This is a genomic window from Jiangella mangrovi (genome assembly GCF_014204975.1).
Taxonomy (GTDB): domain Bacteria; phylum Actinomycetota; class Actinomycetes; order Jiangellales; family Jiangellaceae; genus Jiangella; species Jiangella mangrovi.
The window spans coordinates 3,100,683-3,116,159 of sequence record NZ_JACHMM010000001.1; the positions used below are offsets into that span (position 1 = coordinate 3,100,683).

Consider the following 15,477-nt stretch of genomic DNA (forward strand, 5'->3'; position numbering starts at 1 on the left):
GCCATGGGGTTTTCCGATAAGCAGCTCAGCGACGACGAGCAGGTGATCTACCACCTGCACACGCACGTCAAGGCGCTGATCGTGCCCGTGCTCGTGCTGCTGGTCCTGGCCGCGGGGGTGGGCTTCGGGCTCAGCGCCCTGCCCGACGGCGAGCTCGTCGGCACCGTCGGGCGCTGGGCCATCGTCATCGTCGGCGTCGTGGTGCTCGGCGTCTGGGTCATCTGGCCGTTCCTCACCTGGCTGACCACGACGTACACCATCACCAGCGAGCGGCTGATCACGCGGCAGGGCATCATCACCCGCACCGGCCGCGACATCCCGCACACCGTCATCAACGACGTCGCGTACGAGATGCAGCTCACCGACCGCATCCTGCGCTGCGGCACGCTGGTGGTCTCGGCCGCCAGCGAGCAGGGCCAGGTGCGCCTGCACGACGTCCCGCGGGTCCACCAGGTCCAGCTGCGGCTGAGCGAGCTCGTGCGCGAGGCGCACGACCTGGACGAGCGCGCGTGACACTGCCGCCCGAGCCGCCGCGGCGACCCACCGCCGACGAGCTCGAGCGGCTGCTGCTCGGCGCGTCCCGCCGGTACACCCGTGAGCAGATCGCCGAGGGGGCCGGCCTCAGCGTCGACGAGGTCACGCGGTACTGGCGGGCGCTCGGCTTCCCCGACGTCGGCGAGGAGCAGGCGTTCACCGTCTGGGACATGGAGGCGCTGCGCGGCGTCACCGAGCTGGTCCAGGACGAGGTGGTCGACGAGGCCACCGCGGTGCAGATGGTGCGGGCGCTGGGCCGCATGACCGGCCGTCTGGCCGAGTGGCACGTCGAGACGCTCGCCGAGATCATCGAGGACAACGAGGCCGAGGGCCGCGGCACCGGCAGCCGGCTGACGTCGGCCTACCTCGTGGCGCAGAAGCTGCTGCCGGAGTTCGAGCGGCTGCTCATCTACGCGTGGCGGCGCAAGCTGGGCGCGTCGGTCAACCGGCTGGTCGCCATCGGGCGCATCGGCGAGGCGCCGCTGCTGGCCGCGCCCGCGTCGGTCGGGTTCGCCGACCTGGTCTCGTTCACCCGGCTGTCCCGCGGACTGAGCGTCGACGAGCTCGGCCAGCTGGTCGAGCAGTTCGAGGCCACCACCAACGACGTCATCTTCGGCACCGGCGGGCGGGTCATCAAGACCCTGGGCGACGAGGTCGTGTTCACCGCCGACGACCCCGAGACGGCGGCGCGCATCGGCTGCCGGCTGGTCGAGGAGATCGGCGAGGACGAGGACCTGCCCGACATCCGCGTCGGCATCGCGACCGGCCCGGTGGTCGCCCGGTTGGGCGACGTCTTCGGCACCCCGACGAACCTCGCCGCCCGGCTGACCGCGCTGGCCGAGCGCAACACCGTCCTGGTCGACGACCTGACCGCGAAGGAGCTGGCCGACACCCCGGAGTTCCTGCTGCGGGCGCTGCCGCCGACGACGGTGCGCGGCCTCGGCACCGTCAACGCGTTCACCGTCTCGCCGCGGCGCGAACCGCCGTCGCCGGCGTCGCCGGCATGACGGTCGAGCACCGGGTCGCGGTCGCCGTGCTGGTGCGCGATGACCGCGTGCTGATGTGCCACCGTCGCGCCGACCGCACCTGGTACCCGGACGTGTGGGACTTCCCGGGCGGGCACATCGAGGACGGCGAGACCGTGGCCGACTGCGCCCGGCGCGAGTGCGGCGAGGAGCTCGGCATCGACGCGGGGGCGGCGCACCGCGAGCTGGCGCGCTGGGTCGAGGGCGACGAGGACATCACCTTCATCCAGCTGCTGAGCTGGACCGGCACGCCGTCCAACTGTGCCCCCGAGGAACACGACGACGTGCGTTGGTTCGGCCTCACCGAGGCGCTGGAGCTGACGCTGCCCGACCCGCGCTACCCAGAGCTGCTGCGCCGCGTTCTCGTCACCCCTGGCGTGTAGGGTCCGCCCCATGAGCAGCTCGAGCGCGGTGATCGTGCGCCAGGCTGTGATCCTCGCCGGTGGGCAGGGGTCGCGGCTCAAGCCGTACACCGACACCGTGCCCAAGGTGATGATCGAGATCTCGGGCCGGTGCATCATCGACCACCAGCTCGACTGGCTGGCCGAGGCCGGCGTCACCGACGTGGTCGTGTCGGCCGGGCACCTCAGCGAGGTCCTGATCGACCACCTGTCCTCGCGCGAGCTGCCGGTGCGGGTGCGCACCGTCGTCGAGGACCAGCCGCTGGGCCGCGGCGGCGGGCTGAAGTACGCCGGCAAGCAGCTGCCCGCCCCCGACGAGGGCTGGTACGCGCTCAACGGCGACATCTGGACCCGCTTCGACCTGCGCGGCATGACGGCGTACCACCGCGAGCGGCAGGCCGTCGCCACCATCGGACTGGCCCGGCCGCGCATGCCGTGGGGCGTCGTCGAGCTCGACGAGCTGGGCCGGGTCACCGACTTCGTGGAGTCGCCGCCGTCGCCGTACCCCATCAACGGCGGCGTCTACGCGTTCTCGCCGCGCATCCTCGACCTCCTGCCCGACGTCGGCGACCACGAGCGCACCACGTTCCCGTCGCTGGCCAAGGAGCGGCTGCTGGCCGGTTACCCCATCGAGGGGTACTGGCGGGCCATCGACACCGCCAAGGACCTCGCCGAGGCGGCGAAGGAGCTCGAGGCGCTGCGGTCGTCGCTGGGGGACTGAGCGCGCCCGGTAGGTTGTGCGCATGGGCAGTGTGACGATCAACCAGCCGGATGGTGCCCCGGGTGTCATGGAGCTGGTGCTGGACCGGCCCGAGGCGCACAATGCGCTCTCCACGGACCACGCGCGGCAGATCGTCGCGGCCGTCGGCGAGCTGGCCGCGGACCCGAAGGTGCGCGCCGTCGTGCTCTCGTCGTCCTCGCCGAAGGCGTTCTGCGTCGGCGCGGACCTCAAGGAGCGCAACGACATCGACGACGACGGGCTGCGCGCGCAGCGGGTGGTCTTCCGGGCGATGTTCACCGGGCTGCTCGAGCTGCCGGTGCCGACGGTGGCGGCGGTGCACGGGTACGCGCTGGGCGGCGGGCTGGAGCTGGCGCTCTCGTGCGACCTGATCGTCCTGGAGGAGACCGCCGTCGTCGGGCTGCCCGAGGTCTCCGTCGGCGTCATCCCGGGCGGCGGCGGGACGCAGCTGCTCACCCGTCGCCTCGGCTGGAGCCGGGCCGCCGACCTGATCTTCACCGCCCGCCGGCTCGACGCCGCCGAGGCGTACCGGCTGGGGCTGGCCGACCGGCTGGTGCCGGCGGGGGCGGGCGCGGCGCGGGCGGCCGCGTTGGAGCTGGCCACGACGATCGCCGGTCACTCGCCGGTCGGCGTCCACAACGCCAAGCGGGCCATGCGGCAGGGCTTCGACGCCCCGCTGGCCGCCGGGCTCGACATCGAGGACGCCGCCTGGCGCGCCACCGCGTTCAGCGGGGATAGAAAGGAGGGCGTCGCGGCGTTCAACGAGAAACGGCGCCCGGATTGGCCAGGTGAGTGACGTGTCGTTCCCCACGAGCGTGAGCGTGCGCGAGGTCGGGCCGCGCGACGGGCTGCAGAACGAGGACCCGATCTCCACCGTCGCGAAGGTCGAGCTCATCGACGCGCTGTCGCGCACCGGCGTGCGGCGCATCGAGGCCGTCTCGTTCGTGCACCCCAAGGCGATCCCGCAGATGGCCGACGCCGACGAGGTGTGGGCGAAGGTCACGCGCGACCCGTCGGTGCGGTACTCCGCGCTGGTGCCGAACCTGCGCGGCGCCGAGCGGGCGCTGGCGACCGGCTTCACCGAGCTGGAAGTCGTCGTGTCGGCGTCGGACACCCACAACCAGCGCAACATCAACCGGACGACGGCGGAGTCACTGGCGGAGCTGCCCGCGCTGGCGTCGTTGGTGCATGGGGCCGGCGGGACCCTGCAGCTGATCGTGTCGACGGCGTGGGGCTGCCCGTACGAGGGCGACGTGCCGGTCGACCGGGTGCTGTCGGTCGTCGACTCCGGGGTGGCCGCGGGCGTCGACTCGCTGGTCTACGGCGACACCACCGGCATGGCGACGCCGCCGCGAGTGACGCGGCTGGTCGGCGCGACGCGGACGGCGCACCCGGAGCTGCCGCTGGGACTGCACTTCCACAACACCCGCGGCACCGGGCTGGCCAACGTCTACGCGGCGCTGGAACTGGGCGTCGACGACTTCGACGCGTCGGTCGGCGGACTGGGCGGCTGCCCGTACGCCCCGGGCGCGTCCGGCAACATCGCCACCGAGGAGCTCGTCTACCTGCTCGAGGACATGGGCATCGACACCGGCATCGACCTGCAGGCGATGATCGGGGCCGCGGGCCTGGCCGAGCAGCTGGTCGGCCGGAAGCTGGACTCGCAGGTGCTGCGGGCCGGGCCGGCGGTGCGCTGAGGGCTGGTCTGCGCGGGCTTACGTCGTCTGCTGCTGGGGCTGGGCGTGCGCCGGGAAGACCCAGGTGCGGTACGACCAGAACCGGAACAGCGTGCCCAGCAGCAGCCCCACCACGTTGGCCGCGATGTTGTCGGCCAGCGGGCCGGACAGCCCCAGCACGTAGCGCGAGAACCCGAGGCACGCCAGCGCGATGCCGAGGCCGATGCCGTTGAGCACGAAGAACAGCGTGTACTCGCGGGCCAGGCCGGTGCGGGCGCGGTGCCGGAAGGTCCAGAGCCGGTTGCCGGTGTAAGTGACCGAGGTGGCGCCGACGACGGCGATGGTCTTGGCCCACAGCGGGGAGTCGTGCAGCGGGCCGATGCCGTCGTCGCCCCAGAACAGCAGCGCGTTGAAGATGATGAGGTCGACGACGAAGCCGATGCCGCCCACCGTGGCGAACTTGGCGGCCTCGCGGATCAGGTGGTGCAACCCGTACCAGAGTCGGGACACCGCACCCGGCAGACGCGGGGTGCGGCGCTTCTGTGGTGCGGTATCGAGCACGGCCCCAGGGTAAGGCACGCTGCCCGGATCGTCGCATTCCACCGTGTTTCCCCAGGTCAGCGGTTGATCGTTCGTCTCACGACGTGGCTGTGCGGGTGCCGCCGGGCGGTGCCGTACGCTCGTGGCTCGTGGGTGATGAAGCGACGTGGCCCGTGGTGGGCATGGTCGGCGGCGGACAGCTGGCCCGAATGACCCAGCCGGCGGCGGTGGCCCTCGGCGTGCGGCTGAAGGTTCTCGCGGCGTCGCCCACGGAGTCGGCGGCACAGGTGGTGAACGACCCCGTCATCGCCGACGAGAAGGCGCTGGCCGACCTGCGCGCGTTCGCCGCCGGCTGCGACGTCCTGACGTTCGACCACGAGCACGTGCCGCCCGCCTGGCTCGAGGCGCTGGAGTCCGACGGCGTCCTGGTGCGGCCCGGCTCCTCCGCGCTGCTGCACGCCCAGGACAAGGGCGTCATGCGGGCGCGGCTGACTGCTCTCGGGATTCCGTGCCCGCGGTGGGCGGTGGTGCCGGAGCCGTCCGACGTCGCATCGTTCGCCGCGTCGGCAGGCGGCGACGTCGTCCTCAAGACGACACGGGGCGGCTACGACGGCAAGGGCGTCTGGCTGGTCTCCGATGACACGCCCGCCGAGGTGATCGCGGAGCCGTTCCGCGCCGGCGTCCCCGTCCTGGCCGAGGAGCGGGTCGACTACGCGCGTGAGCTGTCCGCCGTCGTCGCCCGTTCCCCCCACGGCCAGGCCGTCGCCTACCCCGTCGTCGAGTCGGTCCAGCGCGACGGCATCTGCGTCGAGGTGGTGGCGCCCGCGCCGGGGCTGGCCGGCGACCTGGCGGTCGAGGCGCAGCGGCTGGCGCTGACGGTGGCGGCCGCTCTGGACGTGGTCGGGGTGCTGGCGGTCGAGCTGTTCGAGACCACGGACGGGCGGCTGCTGGTCAACGAGCTCGCGATGCGGCCGCACAACTCCGGTCACTGGTCCATCGACGGTGCCGTGACCAGCCAGTTCGAGAACCACCTGCGGGCCGTGCTGGACCTCCCGCTCGGCTCGCCGGCGGCCCGCGCCCCGTACACCGTCATGGTCAACCTGCTGGGCGGCGACCTGCCCGAGGTCTACTCGACCTACCGGCACATCATGGCGCGCGACCCCGAGCTGAAGGTCCACTGGTACGGCAAGGGCGTCCGGCCGGGCCGGAAGGTGGGGCACGTGACGGCTTATGGGGCGGACGTGGAGGACCTGCGGTCGCGGGCCTGGCACGCAGCGGACTACATCCGAGGGGACATCGATGAGTGACGGCGGCGCCGGCGTCGGCGACTTGGTGACGGCGCGGGGTTCGGGGACGCCGCTGGTCGGCATCGTCATGGGCTCCGACTCCGACTGGCCGGTCATGTCGGCGGCGGCTGGTGCGTTGGACGAACTGGACGTGGCCTACGAGGTCGGCGTCGTGTCGGCGCACCGGATGCCGCAGGCGATGCTGGCGTACGGTTCGGCGGCGGCCGGGCGGGGGCTGCGCGTGCTGGTGGCGGGGGCGGGCGGGGCGGCGCACCTGCCCGGCATGCTCGCCTCGGTGACCTCGCTGCCGGTGGTGGGGGTCCCGGTGCCGCTCAAGTACCTGGACGGCATGGACTCCTTGCTGTCGATCGTCCAGATGCCGGCCGGCGTCCCCGTCGCGACGGTGTCGGTGGGCGGGGCGCGGAACGCGGGGCTCCTGGCTGCCCGCATCCTCGGCGCCTCGGATGTGGCTCTGCGCGAGCGCCTCGACGCCTTCCGCGCTTCCCTGGAACAGGCCGCGACCGACAAGGGCGCCGCCCTCCGCGCCCAACTCACCACCCCCGAGCCCTGACCCACCCACCTTCGATACCGCGAGCCGTCTTCACTAGCCCCAGCCGCCTTCGATTCCGCGACCCGACTTCGATACCGCGAGCCGTCTTGGATGGCGTCAGCCGTCCTCAACATCGCGAGCCGTCTTCAATAGCGAGAACCGTCTTCTGCGCCCGGAAATCTCCGCAGAAGACGGCTGGCGCTATTGAAGACGGCTGACGCCATCGAAGTCGGTCAGGCGGCGGCATCCACAGGCTGGCCGAGTTGGCTCAGTTGTCCACAAATCGTGGAGTCGGCCCCTCGCCCGGGGCGGGCGATCGCGGACGCTGGTGATGTGACGATCCTCCGAGCTCGCGCGCTACCGGCCGCCATCGTCGACCTGCTGCACAGAGGCGACGGCCTGATCGACGTGCAGTCGGCCAGGGCGGCCGGCGTCGGCATCGACCGGCTGCTCCGGCTGGTCGATGCCGGCGAGCTGGTTCGGGTCGCGGCCGGCGTCTACGCATCGGCGCAGCAGCTGGCCGCCGCCGACGACTGGACCGGGCACCTGCTCCGTGCCCGAGCCTTCGCATTGTCGTGCGGCGATGACGAGGCGATGCTGACCGGTTGGTCCGCGGTTGGGGCCTGGGCGTTGCCCACCATCCGCGTGCCGCCGCGGCTGCCCATCGTCGTGCGGCGCAAGGCACCCGGTTTGGGGCCGACGGTCATGGCGTTCGGTCGCGTCCTGGTGGCCGAGGTGCCCGCGGCTCATCGACGTCGTGCGGCCGCGGTCCCTGTCGTCAGCCAGCCGTGGGCCGCGGCCGACGTCGCCCGCACGGCGCCGGTCGTCGAAGCGTTGATGGTCGCCGACGCGGTCGCCCGAGCCGGCTTCGACGTCCACGGGGCGACTGCTCAGATGCGGCACTGGCCGGGGGTGGCGCGGGCGCGGTGGGTGGCCGAGCATGCTGATGCCGGTGCGGAGTCGCCGCTGGAGACGCTGGGCCGGTTCACCTGCTTGCAGTTCGATCTGCCGCTGCCGGTCTGCAACGCGTGGGTGGGTGAGAGTGAACCCGAGTATCGGGTCGATGGGTTGTGGCCGTATCACCACGCCGCGTTCGAGGCCGATGGTGCGTTGAAGTACGACAACCGGCCCGACGCCTCGCAGATCGTGGCGCGGCAGGGTGAGCGCGAGTGGCGGCTGCGGCGCATGGGCCTGGATATCGTGCGGTTCGGGTGGGACCTGGCCTGGCGTGACCGTCCCGAGCTGGCCGCGCGGTTCGCGGCTCTGCTGCGGAACAGCGCGCGGCGTGAGGGGCCGATCCGTTGGTGGAAGCACGTTCCGGGCAGAGGCGCCGTCGACCCCGAGCCGGCGGACTGGCCGTCGCCGGGATCGGTGGGGATCGTGCTGCCGGCCGGGTGGGACCGCTGACGCCCGGGAATCAGGTCGACGCTCGGGAAACCGACGCGTCCGGGGCCGGAACGCTCGCCAAGCGCCGGATTCCCGAGCGTCAGCCGGAATCAGGGGCGTCGCGACCGCGGAAATTCGGTTGCGATGCACGGCCGGCAACCGGTTGGCTGGACGACGCACAGGTGTGCCGGAGCCCATGAGGTGCCCGGCGTTGGTGAAGGGAGGCGTGACCCGATGGCTGCCGACTCGAGGCGGCGCGACTTCGCGTGCGCGCCACAGCGACCTCACCTTCCCGTTCCCACCGCCTGAATCCGAACGACCGGCAACCGGCCGCGGTGGGGACCTCCTCGTCAGGAGACCACCGCAGTGCCGAACCACGATGAGTTCCAACCCATGCGCACCCGCGGACGCCCGGGCCAACGCACCCGCGAGGACCGCGCAGCACTCGTCGCCAACCGCCATGGCGACGACACGTTCGCCTACTACGCCGCCAAGTACGGCCTCACGCCCCCTGGAGAGGAAGCGGTCACCGACGACCCGCCGTACGGGGATCGGTGGACCACCTGGGACGACTCGACCGCCGGTGAACGCGGCCCGCAGCCGTACCCGGACTGGGTCGTCACCGAGCTCGGCGCCGTCGACACCGAGCTCGGCATCCTGAAGACCGGCAAGGAGGCCGACGTCTTCCTGGTCGAGCGCTCGGTCCCGAACGAGGACCGCGGCACGATCATGGCCGCCAAGCGCTACCGCGACCCGAAGCACCGGATGTTCCACCGCGACGACGGCTACCGCGAGGGCCGCCGCGACCGCGAGTCGCGGGTCAACCGGGCCATGGCCAAGGGGAGCGCGTTCGGTCGCGAGGCGGTCGCCGGGCAGTGGGCGCGCGCCGAGTTCGACGCGCTCAACGCCCTGTGGACCGCAGGCGTCGCCGTCCCGTACCCGGTGCAGATCCTCGGCACCGAGCTGCTCATGGAGTTCATCGGCGAGGGCGACGGGGTGGCGGCGCCGCGACTGGCCCAGCTGCGGCCGGAACCGGAGGAGCGCGACGACCTCTGGGACCAGCTGGCGCACAACCTGGAGCTGCTGGCGCTGGCCGGCTTCGCCCACGGCGACCTGTCGGCGTACAACCTGCTGGTGCAGGACGGCCGGCTGGTGGTCATCGACGTGCCGCAGATCGTGGACGTCGTCGGGAACCCGCACGGCCGCGAGTTCCTCGACCGCGACGTCCGCAACGTCGGCGCCTGGTTCGTCGCCCGCGGCCTCGACCCCGCCCGGGTCGACGACCTCAGCGACGCCCTCGCCCGGGACGCCCGCCTCGCCTGACACACCCGCAACACGAAGAACGCCGGCGCGGCGGACCCCTGGAGGGAGCCCGCCGCGCCGGCGCTACTGCGGATCAGACCCGTCAGCGACCGTCGCTGACGATGTCGACCGTGGCCGAGGCCGGGTCACCGACCTGGTAGCCGGCCCCGTCCTCGATCGTGACCGTCACCGAACGCGGCTGGGGGCTGGGCCCGCGTCGGTCGATGACGCCCACGGTCTCGACGGCGGTGGCCTGGCCGGGCGCGAACGTGACCGTGCCGTCCAGCGCCTCGTAGTCGCGACCCGGCTTGGTGTACCGGCTGTTCGCCACCGAGTAGTTCACCGTCAGCGAGCCTGCCACCGACCCCGCCGGGCGGGTGAAGGTGAGCGTGCCGTCCGTCGCCGGCTCGACCGCGTCCGCCGTCGCCGCCACCGTGATGGCCGGCAGCGAGACCGTCACGCTGTCGGTGACGGTGACCTCCTTCGCACCCGGGTTGTCGGTGACGTGTACCGCCGAGTTCGTCAGCACCGTGCCGTCCGCGACGTCGCCGTCGACGGTGACGTCGTAGGTGATGACGACGGGGTCGAGGTCCGGACCTTCGTAGCTGGCGCAGACGATGGTGTCGTTGGCGATGACACCGGCCGCGCTGCCCGCGTTCACCAGCGACGACGCCGCCGTGCCGGTGGCGTTCTCGGTGCCGACGGTGATCGGCCCGGCCAGCGGCCCGGTGAGGTTGTCGTAGGCGAACACCAGGTCGTTGCTGCCGGTGATGAGGAACGCCTCCATGTCGTACGTCCCCTGCGCACCGGTCGGGTCGCCGGCCAGCCGCAGGTCGTCGTACTCGACGACGGCGAGCGCGGCACCGGCGGTCGCGACCGAGAGACCGGAGTTGGCGGCCTGGTCGTAGACGATCTCCATGTCCTGCCAGAGCATCGCGGCCAGGTTGTTCGGTCGCGTCGCCGACGGCAGCGTCTGCGGCGTGGCCGGGCGGGGCCCGTCGTTGTTGGCCCAGTCGTAGACGAGGAAGCCGTCGTCGGCGAGCCCGACACCGGCGTACGGCCGGTCGTAGAACCCGTAGGTGCGGGTGCCGAGCGCGGTGACGACGATGCCGTCGCCCTCGAGTCCGGCCTGCGCCAGGATGCCGAAGTCCTGCAGGTTCGTGTACTCCTGCGTCCCGGTGAACGGGTTGACGCACTGGGCGTCGGTGGCGCTCGTGGTGATGCTGTACGAGCCCTCCGCGCCGACCGGCGTGGGCAGGGTGCCCTCCCACGTCAGCACGCCGTCCTCGACGGTGGCGCCCTCGGTCGCCGAGCCCTCCACGTACGTCGTGCCCTCGGGGAGGGTGTCGGTGATCGTGTAGGCGAGGTCCTCGGGCGTCACGTTCGGCGCGACCGTCAGCGTGTACCGGATGGTGTCGCCCGGCCCGGCGGTGTCGACGGAGGCCGTCTTGGTGACGTCGTCGGCGTGCCGCTCGACGGTGACGGGGATGACGCCGATGTCGCCCGGCGAGTCCGGCGCGGAGCCCAGCGCGATGGCGCCGTACCAGGTCTCACCCGGGTCGAGGTCGTCCTCGTCGTAGAAGGCGCGGACGGTGAACGGCTCGCCGGCCGGCTGCGTCTCCGGGCCCTCGACCGTCAGGTTGCCCTGGCCACTGGTCACGACGGCGGTGCCCAGCGTGACGGTGTCGGTGCCGCCCGGCGTCGAGGCGTCCCAGTTCTGCACCAGGATCCACCAGGTGCCGGCCTCGGGGCTGCCGACGTCGCAGAACTCGTCGGCGGTGCCGGTGGCGCTGGAGCAGACCTCGGTCGCGGCGCTCGGCGTGCTGCCGGTGCCGACGAACAGGTCGAGGTCCGGCGCCGTCGAGTCGGACAGGTCCGCGATCAGCCGTGCGGCGTTCTCGGGCACGTCGACCAGGATCGTCTGGGTGCCGTTGCCGTCGTACGGGTCGGTGTTGGTGGTGTCCTCGGGGATCGAGAGCTGCTGCTCCTGCACCGGGACCAGGCCCGACACCGTCGCGGTGAAGTCCTCGATCTCGATCGCCTCGATCGGCGCGGACTCCTGCGAGCCGGCGTCGCGGCGGGTGTCGATGTCGATGCCGTCGGGCAGCACGCCGGTCGACGGCAGCGCCGCCACGGGCAGGTGCGCCGCCGGCGCCTCGGAACCCGCCTCCGGCGTCAGGACGACCGAGCCGAACAGGTACGCGTCGGTCGGGGCGCCCGCGACGTCGGCGGTGATGGTGAGCTCGACGTCCTCGCCCTCGGCGATGGTGAAGGTCGACGGCTCGGCGGTGACGGTGATGCCGTCGCTCTGGGACTCGGTGCTGACCGTCCAGGTGCCGGCGCCGGTCGAGGTGCCGGTGACGGTCCGGGTCCACTCACAGGTCTGCAGGCACTGGCGGTCGGCCATGCTCGGCAGGTTGAGGTCCTTGACGTCGCCGCCCTCGGCCGGGTTGGCCGCCTCGTACTCGGCCGGCGTGACGTCGAGGACCAGGCCGGCCTTCGCGGCGACGTTGAGGTCGACCCGGCCGGAGCCCATGTCGAACCAGTCGGCCACGGTGCCGTCGTTGTCGGTGACGGTGGTCTTCGACGTCGTCATGGCGGCGGACTGCGCCTCGGCGGGGGTCCAGTCGCCGTGGACGGACTTGAGCAGGGCGTACGAGCCGGCCATGTGCGGGCTGGCCATCGAGGTGCCAGAGATGAAGCCCCAGCTGGTCTCGTTGCCGGTGCCGTTGGCGGCGATGATGTCGACGCCCGGCGCGGTGATGCTGGGCGAGACGATCTCGACGGCGCGGTTCGGGCCGCGGCTGGAGAACGAGGCCATGATGTCGCCGAGGGAGTCGGAGACGACCTCGATGCCGCCGGACAACGACGCCTTCTCGCCGGTGACCGACGCCATCCACGCCTTCAGCTCGACGCCGTCGTCGAACGTGATGTGCACGGTCGGCAGGACGTGGGCGTCGGCGTTGAGCGAGTCGCCGCTGGGGGCGTCGTTGGCGAGGATCATGCCCTCGGCGCCGAGCGCGGCGACGATCTGGCCCTTCTCGACCCGGCCGTTGTTGCCGCGGTCGCAGACCACGATGTCGCCGGTGAAGTCGGTGCCGGCCGGGAACGCGCCGGTCAGGCAGAGCGGGTTGCCGAGGTCGCCGGCGTAGACGATCGGGAACGCGCCGGTGGTCGGGGCGCTGAAGCCGAGACCGCGGACCGGCTCGTGCGTGGCGCCGCCGTCGGCGGTGACGTTCTGCACCTCGGCCTGCCACTGCCGGTTGTGCTGGGCGGCGGCGGTCGACGTGGTCCACGGGATGTCCGCGGGGGAGCCGACGGTGGCTTCGCCCGGGCCCTCGTTGCCGGCCGACTGCGCGACGAAGATGCCGGCCGCGCGGGCGTTCAGGAAGCCGACGGCGTCGGTGTCGGTCCACGGGTCGGGCGAGGCGTCCGGGCTGCCGATCGAGTAGTTGATGACGTCGACACCGTCGGCGATGGCCTGGTTGATCGAGGCGAGCGTCGCGGCGCCGGGACAGCCGGCGGCGCAGGCGTCGTAGGCGATGACGTTCGCGTGCGGCGCGACGCCCTGGATGTTGCGGGTGACGCTGAACTCGTGCTCGGTGCCCTCGGCGCTGTAGACCGTGGCGTCGGTCTTGTTGCCTGCCGCCGTGCTGGCGGTGTGGCTGCCGTGGCCGTCGTTGTCGTACGGGTTCGGGCCGTCGGGGGTGGCGAAGTCCCACGCGCCGATCAGCTTGTCGTTGCAGCCCCAGTTCGCGATGTAGCCGGGGTTGGCCGGGTCGCAGACACCGACGTAGACGCCGGCGCCGCGCGGGTTCGTGTGGTCGTAGCCGTCGCCGCCGGCCGAGGTCGGCACCACGTCGGCGAAGGACGGGTTGGCCGGGTTGATGCCGGTGTCGATGACGCCGACGACGATGCCCTCGCCCTTGGTGCCGGTGTCGTTCGTGTCGGGCGTGCCGGAGCCGTCCCAGATGGCCGGTGCGCCGATCCAGGCCGGGCCGCGGTCGGTGTGCAGCTCGCGCATCTGGTCGACCAGCACCGAGGTGACGCCCGGCAGCTCCGAGACGGCGAGCGCCTCGTCCTTCGTCAGCTCGACGGCGATGCCGTTGAGCGCGTAGGTGTAGGTGTACCGGACCTCGGGGGTGCGGCCGATCTCCTCGTCGATCTGCTCGACCAGGGTGGCCTGCTCCTGCTCGAGGTGGCCGGCGTAGGCCTGCGCGGCCCGGCTGCCGGCGTCGAGCGGCGCGGCGCCGCGGGCCTCGGGGCCGGTGGCGGCGAGACCCTCGATGCCGCCGTCGTAGGCGGGAACGGCGGCGTCCTCGAGCTGGACGATGTACAGCTCGGGCGCGGCCGCCGTGCCGAGGCGGAGGGCGACGCCCTTCTCCTGCTGATGCAGGCTGAGGTCGGTCACCGCCTCGAGCGGATCGGATCTCGGCGACTCCACGGGAGCGGCGCCGGCGCCCTGGGTGAGTCCCAGGGCCAGGGCCACCGCCGCCGTGAGGGTCAGGCTGCGACGCAACATGCGGGCTCCTTCAACGACGAACCCGCCAGCCACTCCGGGGTGTGGTGGCGGCGGGTCTGCGGTTCGCACGAACTGCGGGCGGCTCCAGGGGTGCGGCAGCCGCGGTGACAACGCGATGGCGTCGGCATCACCGGCCTCCCCGAAGCGGTGCGTTCCCGGGCAGATGACGTGCGGAGATGCACATTGTCATGAGCCACCCGGTACCCGGTGAAACTAGACGAACCCTGTCACCACTGTCAATGGTGACAAGGGGGTTAAAGTGAGCCGCATGGACACGTCCGCGAACGTCGCCGGCCTGGTCGATCTCGGCCTGACCAGGTACGAGGCGCGGGCCTACCTGGCGCTCATCGGCCGCAGCGACGCCACGCCCGCCGAGATCGCGCGCATGGCGTCCATCCCGCGGCAGCGCGCCTACGACGTGCTGGCCTCACTGTCCGAGCGCGGCCTTGTCCAGCAGGTGCCGGGGCAGGCGGTGCGCTACCGCGCCCAGCCGCCGGACCAGGTCACCGACCTGCTCATCGCGGTGCGACGGCGCGAGCTGGAGCGGCTGGCCCGCACCACCACCGACATGGTGGGCCAGTTACGCTCGCTGTACCAGCGCGGCCAGGACCACGGGAACCCGTTCGACTTCGTCGAGGTGCTGCGCGACCGCGAGCACGCCGTCGAGCGGGTGCAACGCCTCTGGACCGACGCCCGGCACGAGGTACTGACGTTCGTCCACCCGCCCTACCTGGGCGCGTCGACGCCGTCGAACTCCGAGGTGCCGGCCGGCATCGTGCAGCGCTCGATTTATGAGACGTCGATCCTCGACGACGCCGAGATGGCCGAGCGGGTGCGCACCTGGGCGGCGCTGGGCGAGCAGATCCGGCTGACGACGGAGCTGCCGCTGAAGCTCACCATCGTCGACGGCCGGTCGGTGGCGTTCAACATGCCCGACCCCGCCGAGGGCGACGGCTCCGTCACCACGCTCGTCGTGCAGCACGAAGCGCTGGCGGCGACCCTGAAGATCGCGTTCGAGAGCCTGTGGTCGCAGGCGCGCTCGCTCGACGACGTGGTGGCGGCGCGGTCGTACTAGAGGCCGAGGCGAGGGGCTTCGATGGCCGGGCAGGTGTCCATGACGACCTCGAGCCCGGCCGCCTTCGCGCGTTCGGCCGCGGCCTCGTCGACGACGCCGAGCTGCAGCCATACGGCCGTGATGCCCAACCGGTCCTTCTCGGCGATGGCGTCGTCGACGACCTCACCGACCCGCCGGCTGTTCACGAAGCAGTCCACGACGTCGACCAGTCCCGGGACGTCGGCCAGCTTCTTGTGGCCGACGGCGTCGTGGGCGCCCTCGCCGCGCGGGTTCACCGGCACGATCGCCATACCAAGGCGGTCGCGCAGGAACCGCGCGACCCCGTACGCAGCACGCGCCCGGTTCTCCGACAGCCCGACGACCGCCCAGGTGGCGCGGGTGGTCAGCAGCCGGCGAACGGTGCCGGGGTCGTTCACGTGCGTGGTCACCCTTCGAGCGTAT

General features: G+C 72.2%; 14 protein-coding genes. 11 read left to right on the top strand and 3 right to left on the bottom strand.

Annotated features, from left to right (window positions below):
* Positions 1-3 precede the first annotated feature (3 nt).
* The 6 genes from HD601_RS14530 to HD601_RS14555 are packed head-to-tail and all read left to right on the top strand — an operon-like array spanning position 4 to position 4,396.
* Entirely contained in the window at positions 4-513 is a 510-nt protein-coding gene (locus HD601_RS14530; RefSeq protein WP_184822949.1) for a PH domain-containing protein, read from the top strand.
* Positions 510-1,541, top strand: a complete 1,032-nt coding sequence (locus HD601_RS14535; RefSeq protein ID WP_184822951.1) for an adenylate/guanylate cyclase domain-containing protein — start codon at positions 510-512, stop codon at positions 1,539-1,541. The genes HD601_RS14530 and HD601_RS14535 overlap by 4 nt, the downstream gene beginning before the upstream one ends.
* Positions 1,538-1,942 carry an NUDIX hydrolase gene (locus HD601_RS14540; protein WP_184822953.1) on the top strand — a complete coding sequence of 135 codons (405 nt, stop codon included), beginning with the start codon at positions 1,538-1,540 and terminating at the stop codon, positions 1,940-1,942. Before HD601_RS14535 ends, HD601_RS14540 begins: the two co-directional genes overlap by 4 nt.
* Before the next feature lie 10 nt (positions 1,943-1,952).
* Positions 1,953-2,681 (top strand): nucleotidyltransferase family protein, encoded by a 729-nt coding sequence (locus HD601_RS14545; RefSeq protein WP_184822955.1) that lies wholly within the window; start codon positions 1,953-1,955, stop codon positions 2,679-2,681.
* Between the two features lie 22 nt (positions 2,682-2,703).
* The gene (locus tag HD601_RS14550) at positions 2,704-3,495 is read left to right on the top strand and encodes an enoyl-CoA hydratase/isomerase family protein (protein WP_184822957.1); all 792 of its coding nucleotides are present in this window, start codon (positions 2,704-2,706) and stop codon (positions 3,493-3,495) included.
* The gene (locus HD601_RS14555) at positions 3,488-4,396 is read left to right on the top strand and encodes a hydroxymethylglutaryl-CoA lyase (RefSeq protein WP_425503411.1); all 909 of its coding nucleotides are present in this window, start codon (positions 3,488-3,490) and stop codon (positions 4,394-4,396) included. Before HD601_RS14550 ends, HD601_RS14555 begins: the two co-directional genes overlap by 8 nt.
* Positions 4,397-4,414: 18 nt before the next feature.
* On the opposite strand, the gene HD601_RS14560 is transcribed toward HD601_RS14555, so the two are convergent.
* Complete coding sequence (locus HD601_RS14560; protein ID WP_221440985.1) at positions 4,415-4,936, bottom strand: GtrA family protein; 522 nt, start codon at positions 4,934-4,936, stop codon at positions 4,415-4,417.
* Between the two features lie 128 nt (positions 4,937-5,064).
* Between HD601_RS14560 and HD601_RS14565 the strand changes: the two genes are divergently transcribed.
* The 4 genes from HD601_RS14565 (at position 5,065) to HD601_RS14580 (ending at position 9,460) form a co-directional block, all read left to right on the top strand.
* On the top strand, positions 5,065-6,222 hold the full coding sequence (locus tag HD601_RS14565; protein WP_221440986.1) for a 5-(carboxyamino)imidazole ribonucleotide synthase: 1,158 nt from the start codon (positions 5,065-5,067) through the stop codon (positions 6,220-6,222).
* Positions 6,223-6,247: 25 nt separating this feature from the next.
* The gene (gene purE / locus HD601_RS14570) at positions 6,248-6,772 is read left to right on the top strand and encodes a 5-(carboxyamino)imidazole ribonucleotide mutase (protein WP_184829870.1); all 525 of its coding nucleotides are present in this window, start codon (positions 6,248-6,250) and stop codon (positions 6,770-6,772) included.
* A gap of 312 nt (positions 6,773-7,084) precedes the next feature.
* Positions 7,085-8,158, top strand: a complete 1,074-nt coding sequence (locus HD601_RS14575) for a type IV toxin-antitoxin system AbiEi family antitoxin domain-containing protein (RefSeq protein WP_184822958.1) — start codon at positions 7,085-7,087, stop codon at positions 8,156-8,158.
* Between the two features lie 372 nt (positions 8,159-8,530).
* Positions 8,531-9,460, top strand: a complete 930-nt coding sequence (locus tag HD601_RS14580; protein ID WP_184822960.1) for a serine protein kinase RIO — start codon at positions 8,531-8,533, stop codon at positions 9,458-9,460.
* 82 nt (positions 9,461-9,542) lie between these two features.
* Here the strand turns inward: HD601_RS14580 and HD601_RS14585 are convergent, their stop codons facing one another.
* A complete protein-coding gene (locus tag HD601_RS14585; protein WP_184822962.1) occupies positions 9,543-13,961 on the bottom strand; it encodes a S8 family serine peptidase in 4,419 nt (1,472 codons plus the stop codon).
* A 268-nt stretch (positions 13,962-14,229) separates the two neighbouring features.
* Here HD601_RS14585 and HD601_RS14590 point away from each other — a divergent pair, with 268 nt between their 5' ends.
* Positions 14,230-15,036, top strand: a complete 807-nt coding sequence (locus HD601_RS14590) for a TrmB family transcriptional regulator (protein WP_184822964.1) — start codon at positions 14,230-14,232, stop codon at positions 15,034-15,036.
* Here the strand turns inward: HD601_RS14590 and HD601_RS14595 are convergent.
* Positions 15,033-15,464, bottom strand: coding sequence for a CoA-binding protein (locus HD601_RS14595; RefSeq protein ID WP_184822965.1), 432 nt, complete (start codon positions 15,462-15,464; stop codon positions 15,033-15,035). The two genes, HD601_RS14590 and HD601_RS14595, sit on opposite strands and share 4 nt — an antisense overlap.
* Positions 15,465-15,477 lie beyond the last annotated feature (13 nt).

Coding starts and splice junctions, on each gene's coding strand:
- HD601_RS14550 (WP_184822957.1), top strand. CDS start 2,704: ATGGGCAGTGTGACGATCAACCAGCCGGATGGTGCCCCGGGTGTCATG.
- HD601_RS14530 (WP_184822949.1), top strand. CDS start 4: ATGGGGTTTTCCGATAAGCAGCTCAGCGACGACGAGCAGGTGATCTAC.
- HD601_RS14545 (WP_184822955.1), top strand. CDS start 1,953: ATGAGCAGCTCGAGCGCGGTGATCGTGCGCCAGGCTGTGATCCTCGCC.
- HD601_RS14540 (WP_184822953.1), top strand. CDS start 1,538: ATGACGGTCGAGCACCGGGTCGCGGTCGCCGTGCTGGTGCGCGATGAC.
- HD601_RS14580 (WP_184822960.1), top strand. CDS start 8,531: ATGCGCACCCGCGGACGCCCGGGCCAACGCACCCGCGAGGACCGCGCA.
- HD601_RS14590 (WP_184822964.1), top strand. CDS start 14,230: ATGGACACGTCCGCGAACGTCGCCGGCCTGGTCGATCTCGGCCTGACC.
- HD601_RS14585 (WP_184822962.1), bottom strand. CDS start 13,961: ATGTTGCGTCGCAGCCTGACCCTCACGGCGGCGGTGGCCCTGGCCCTG.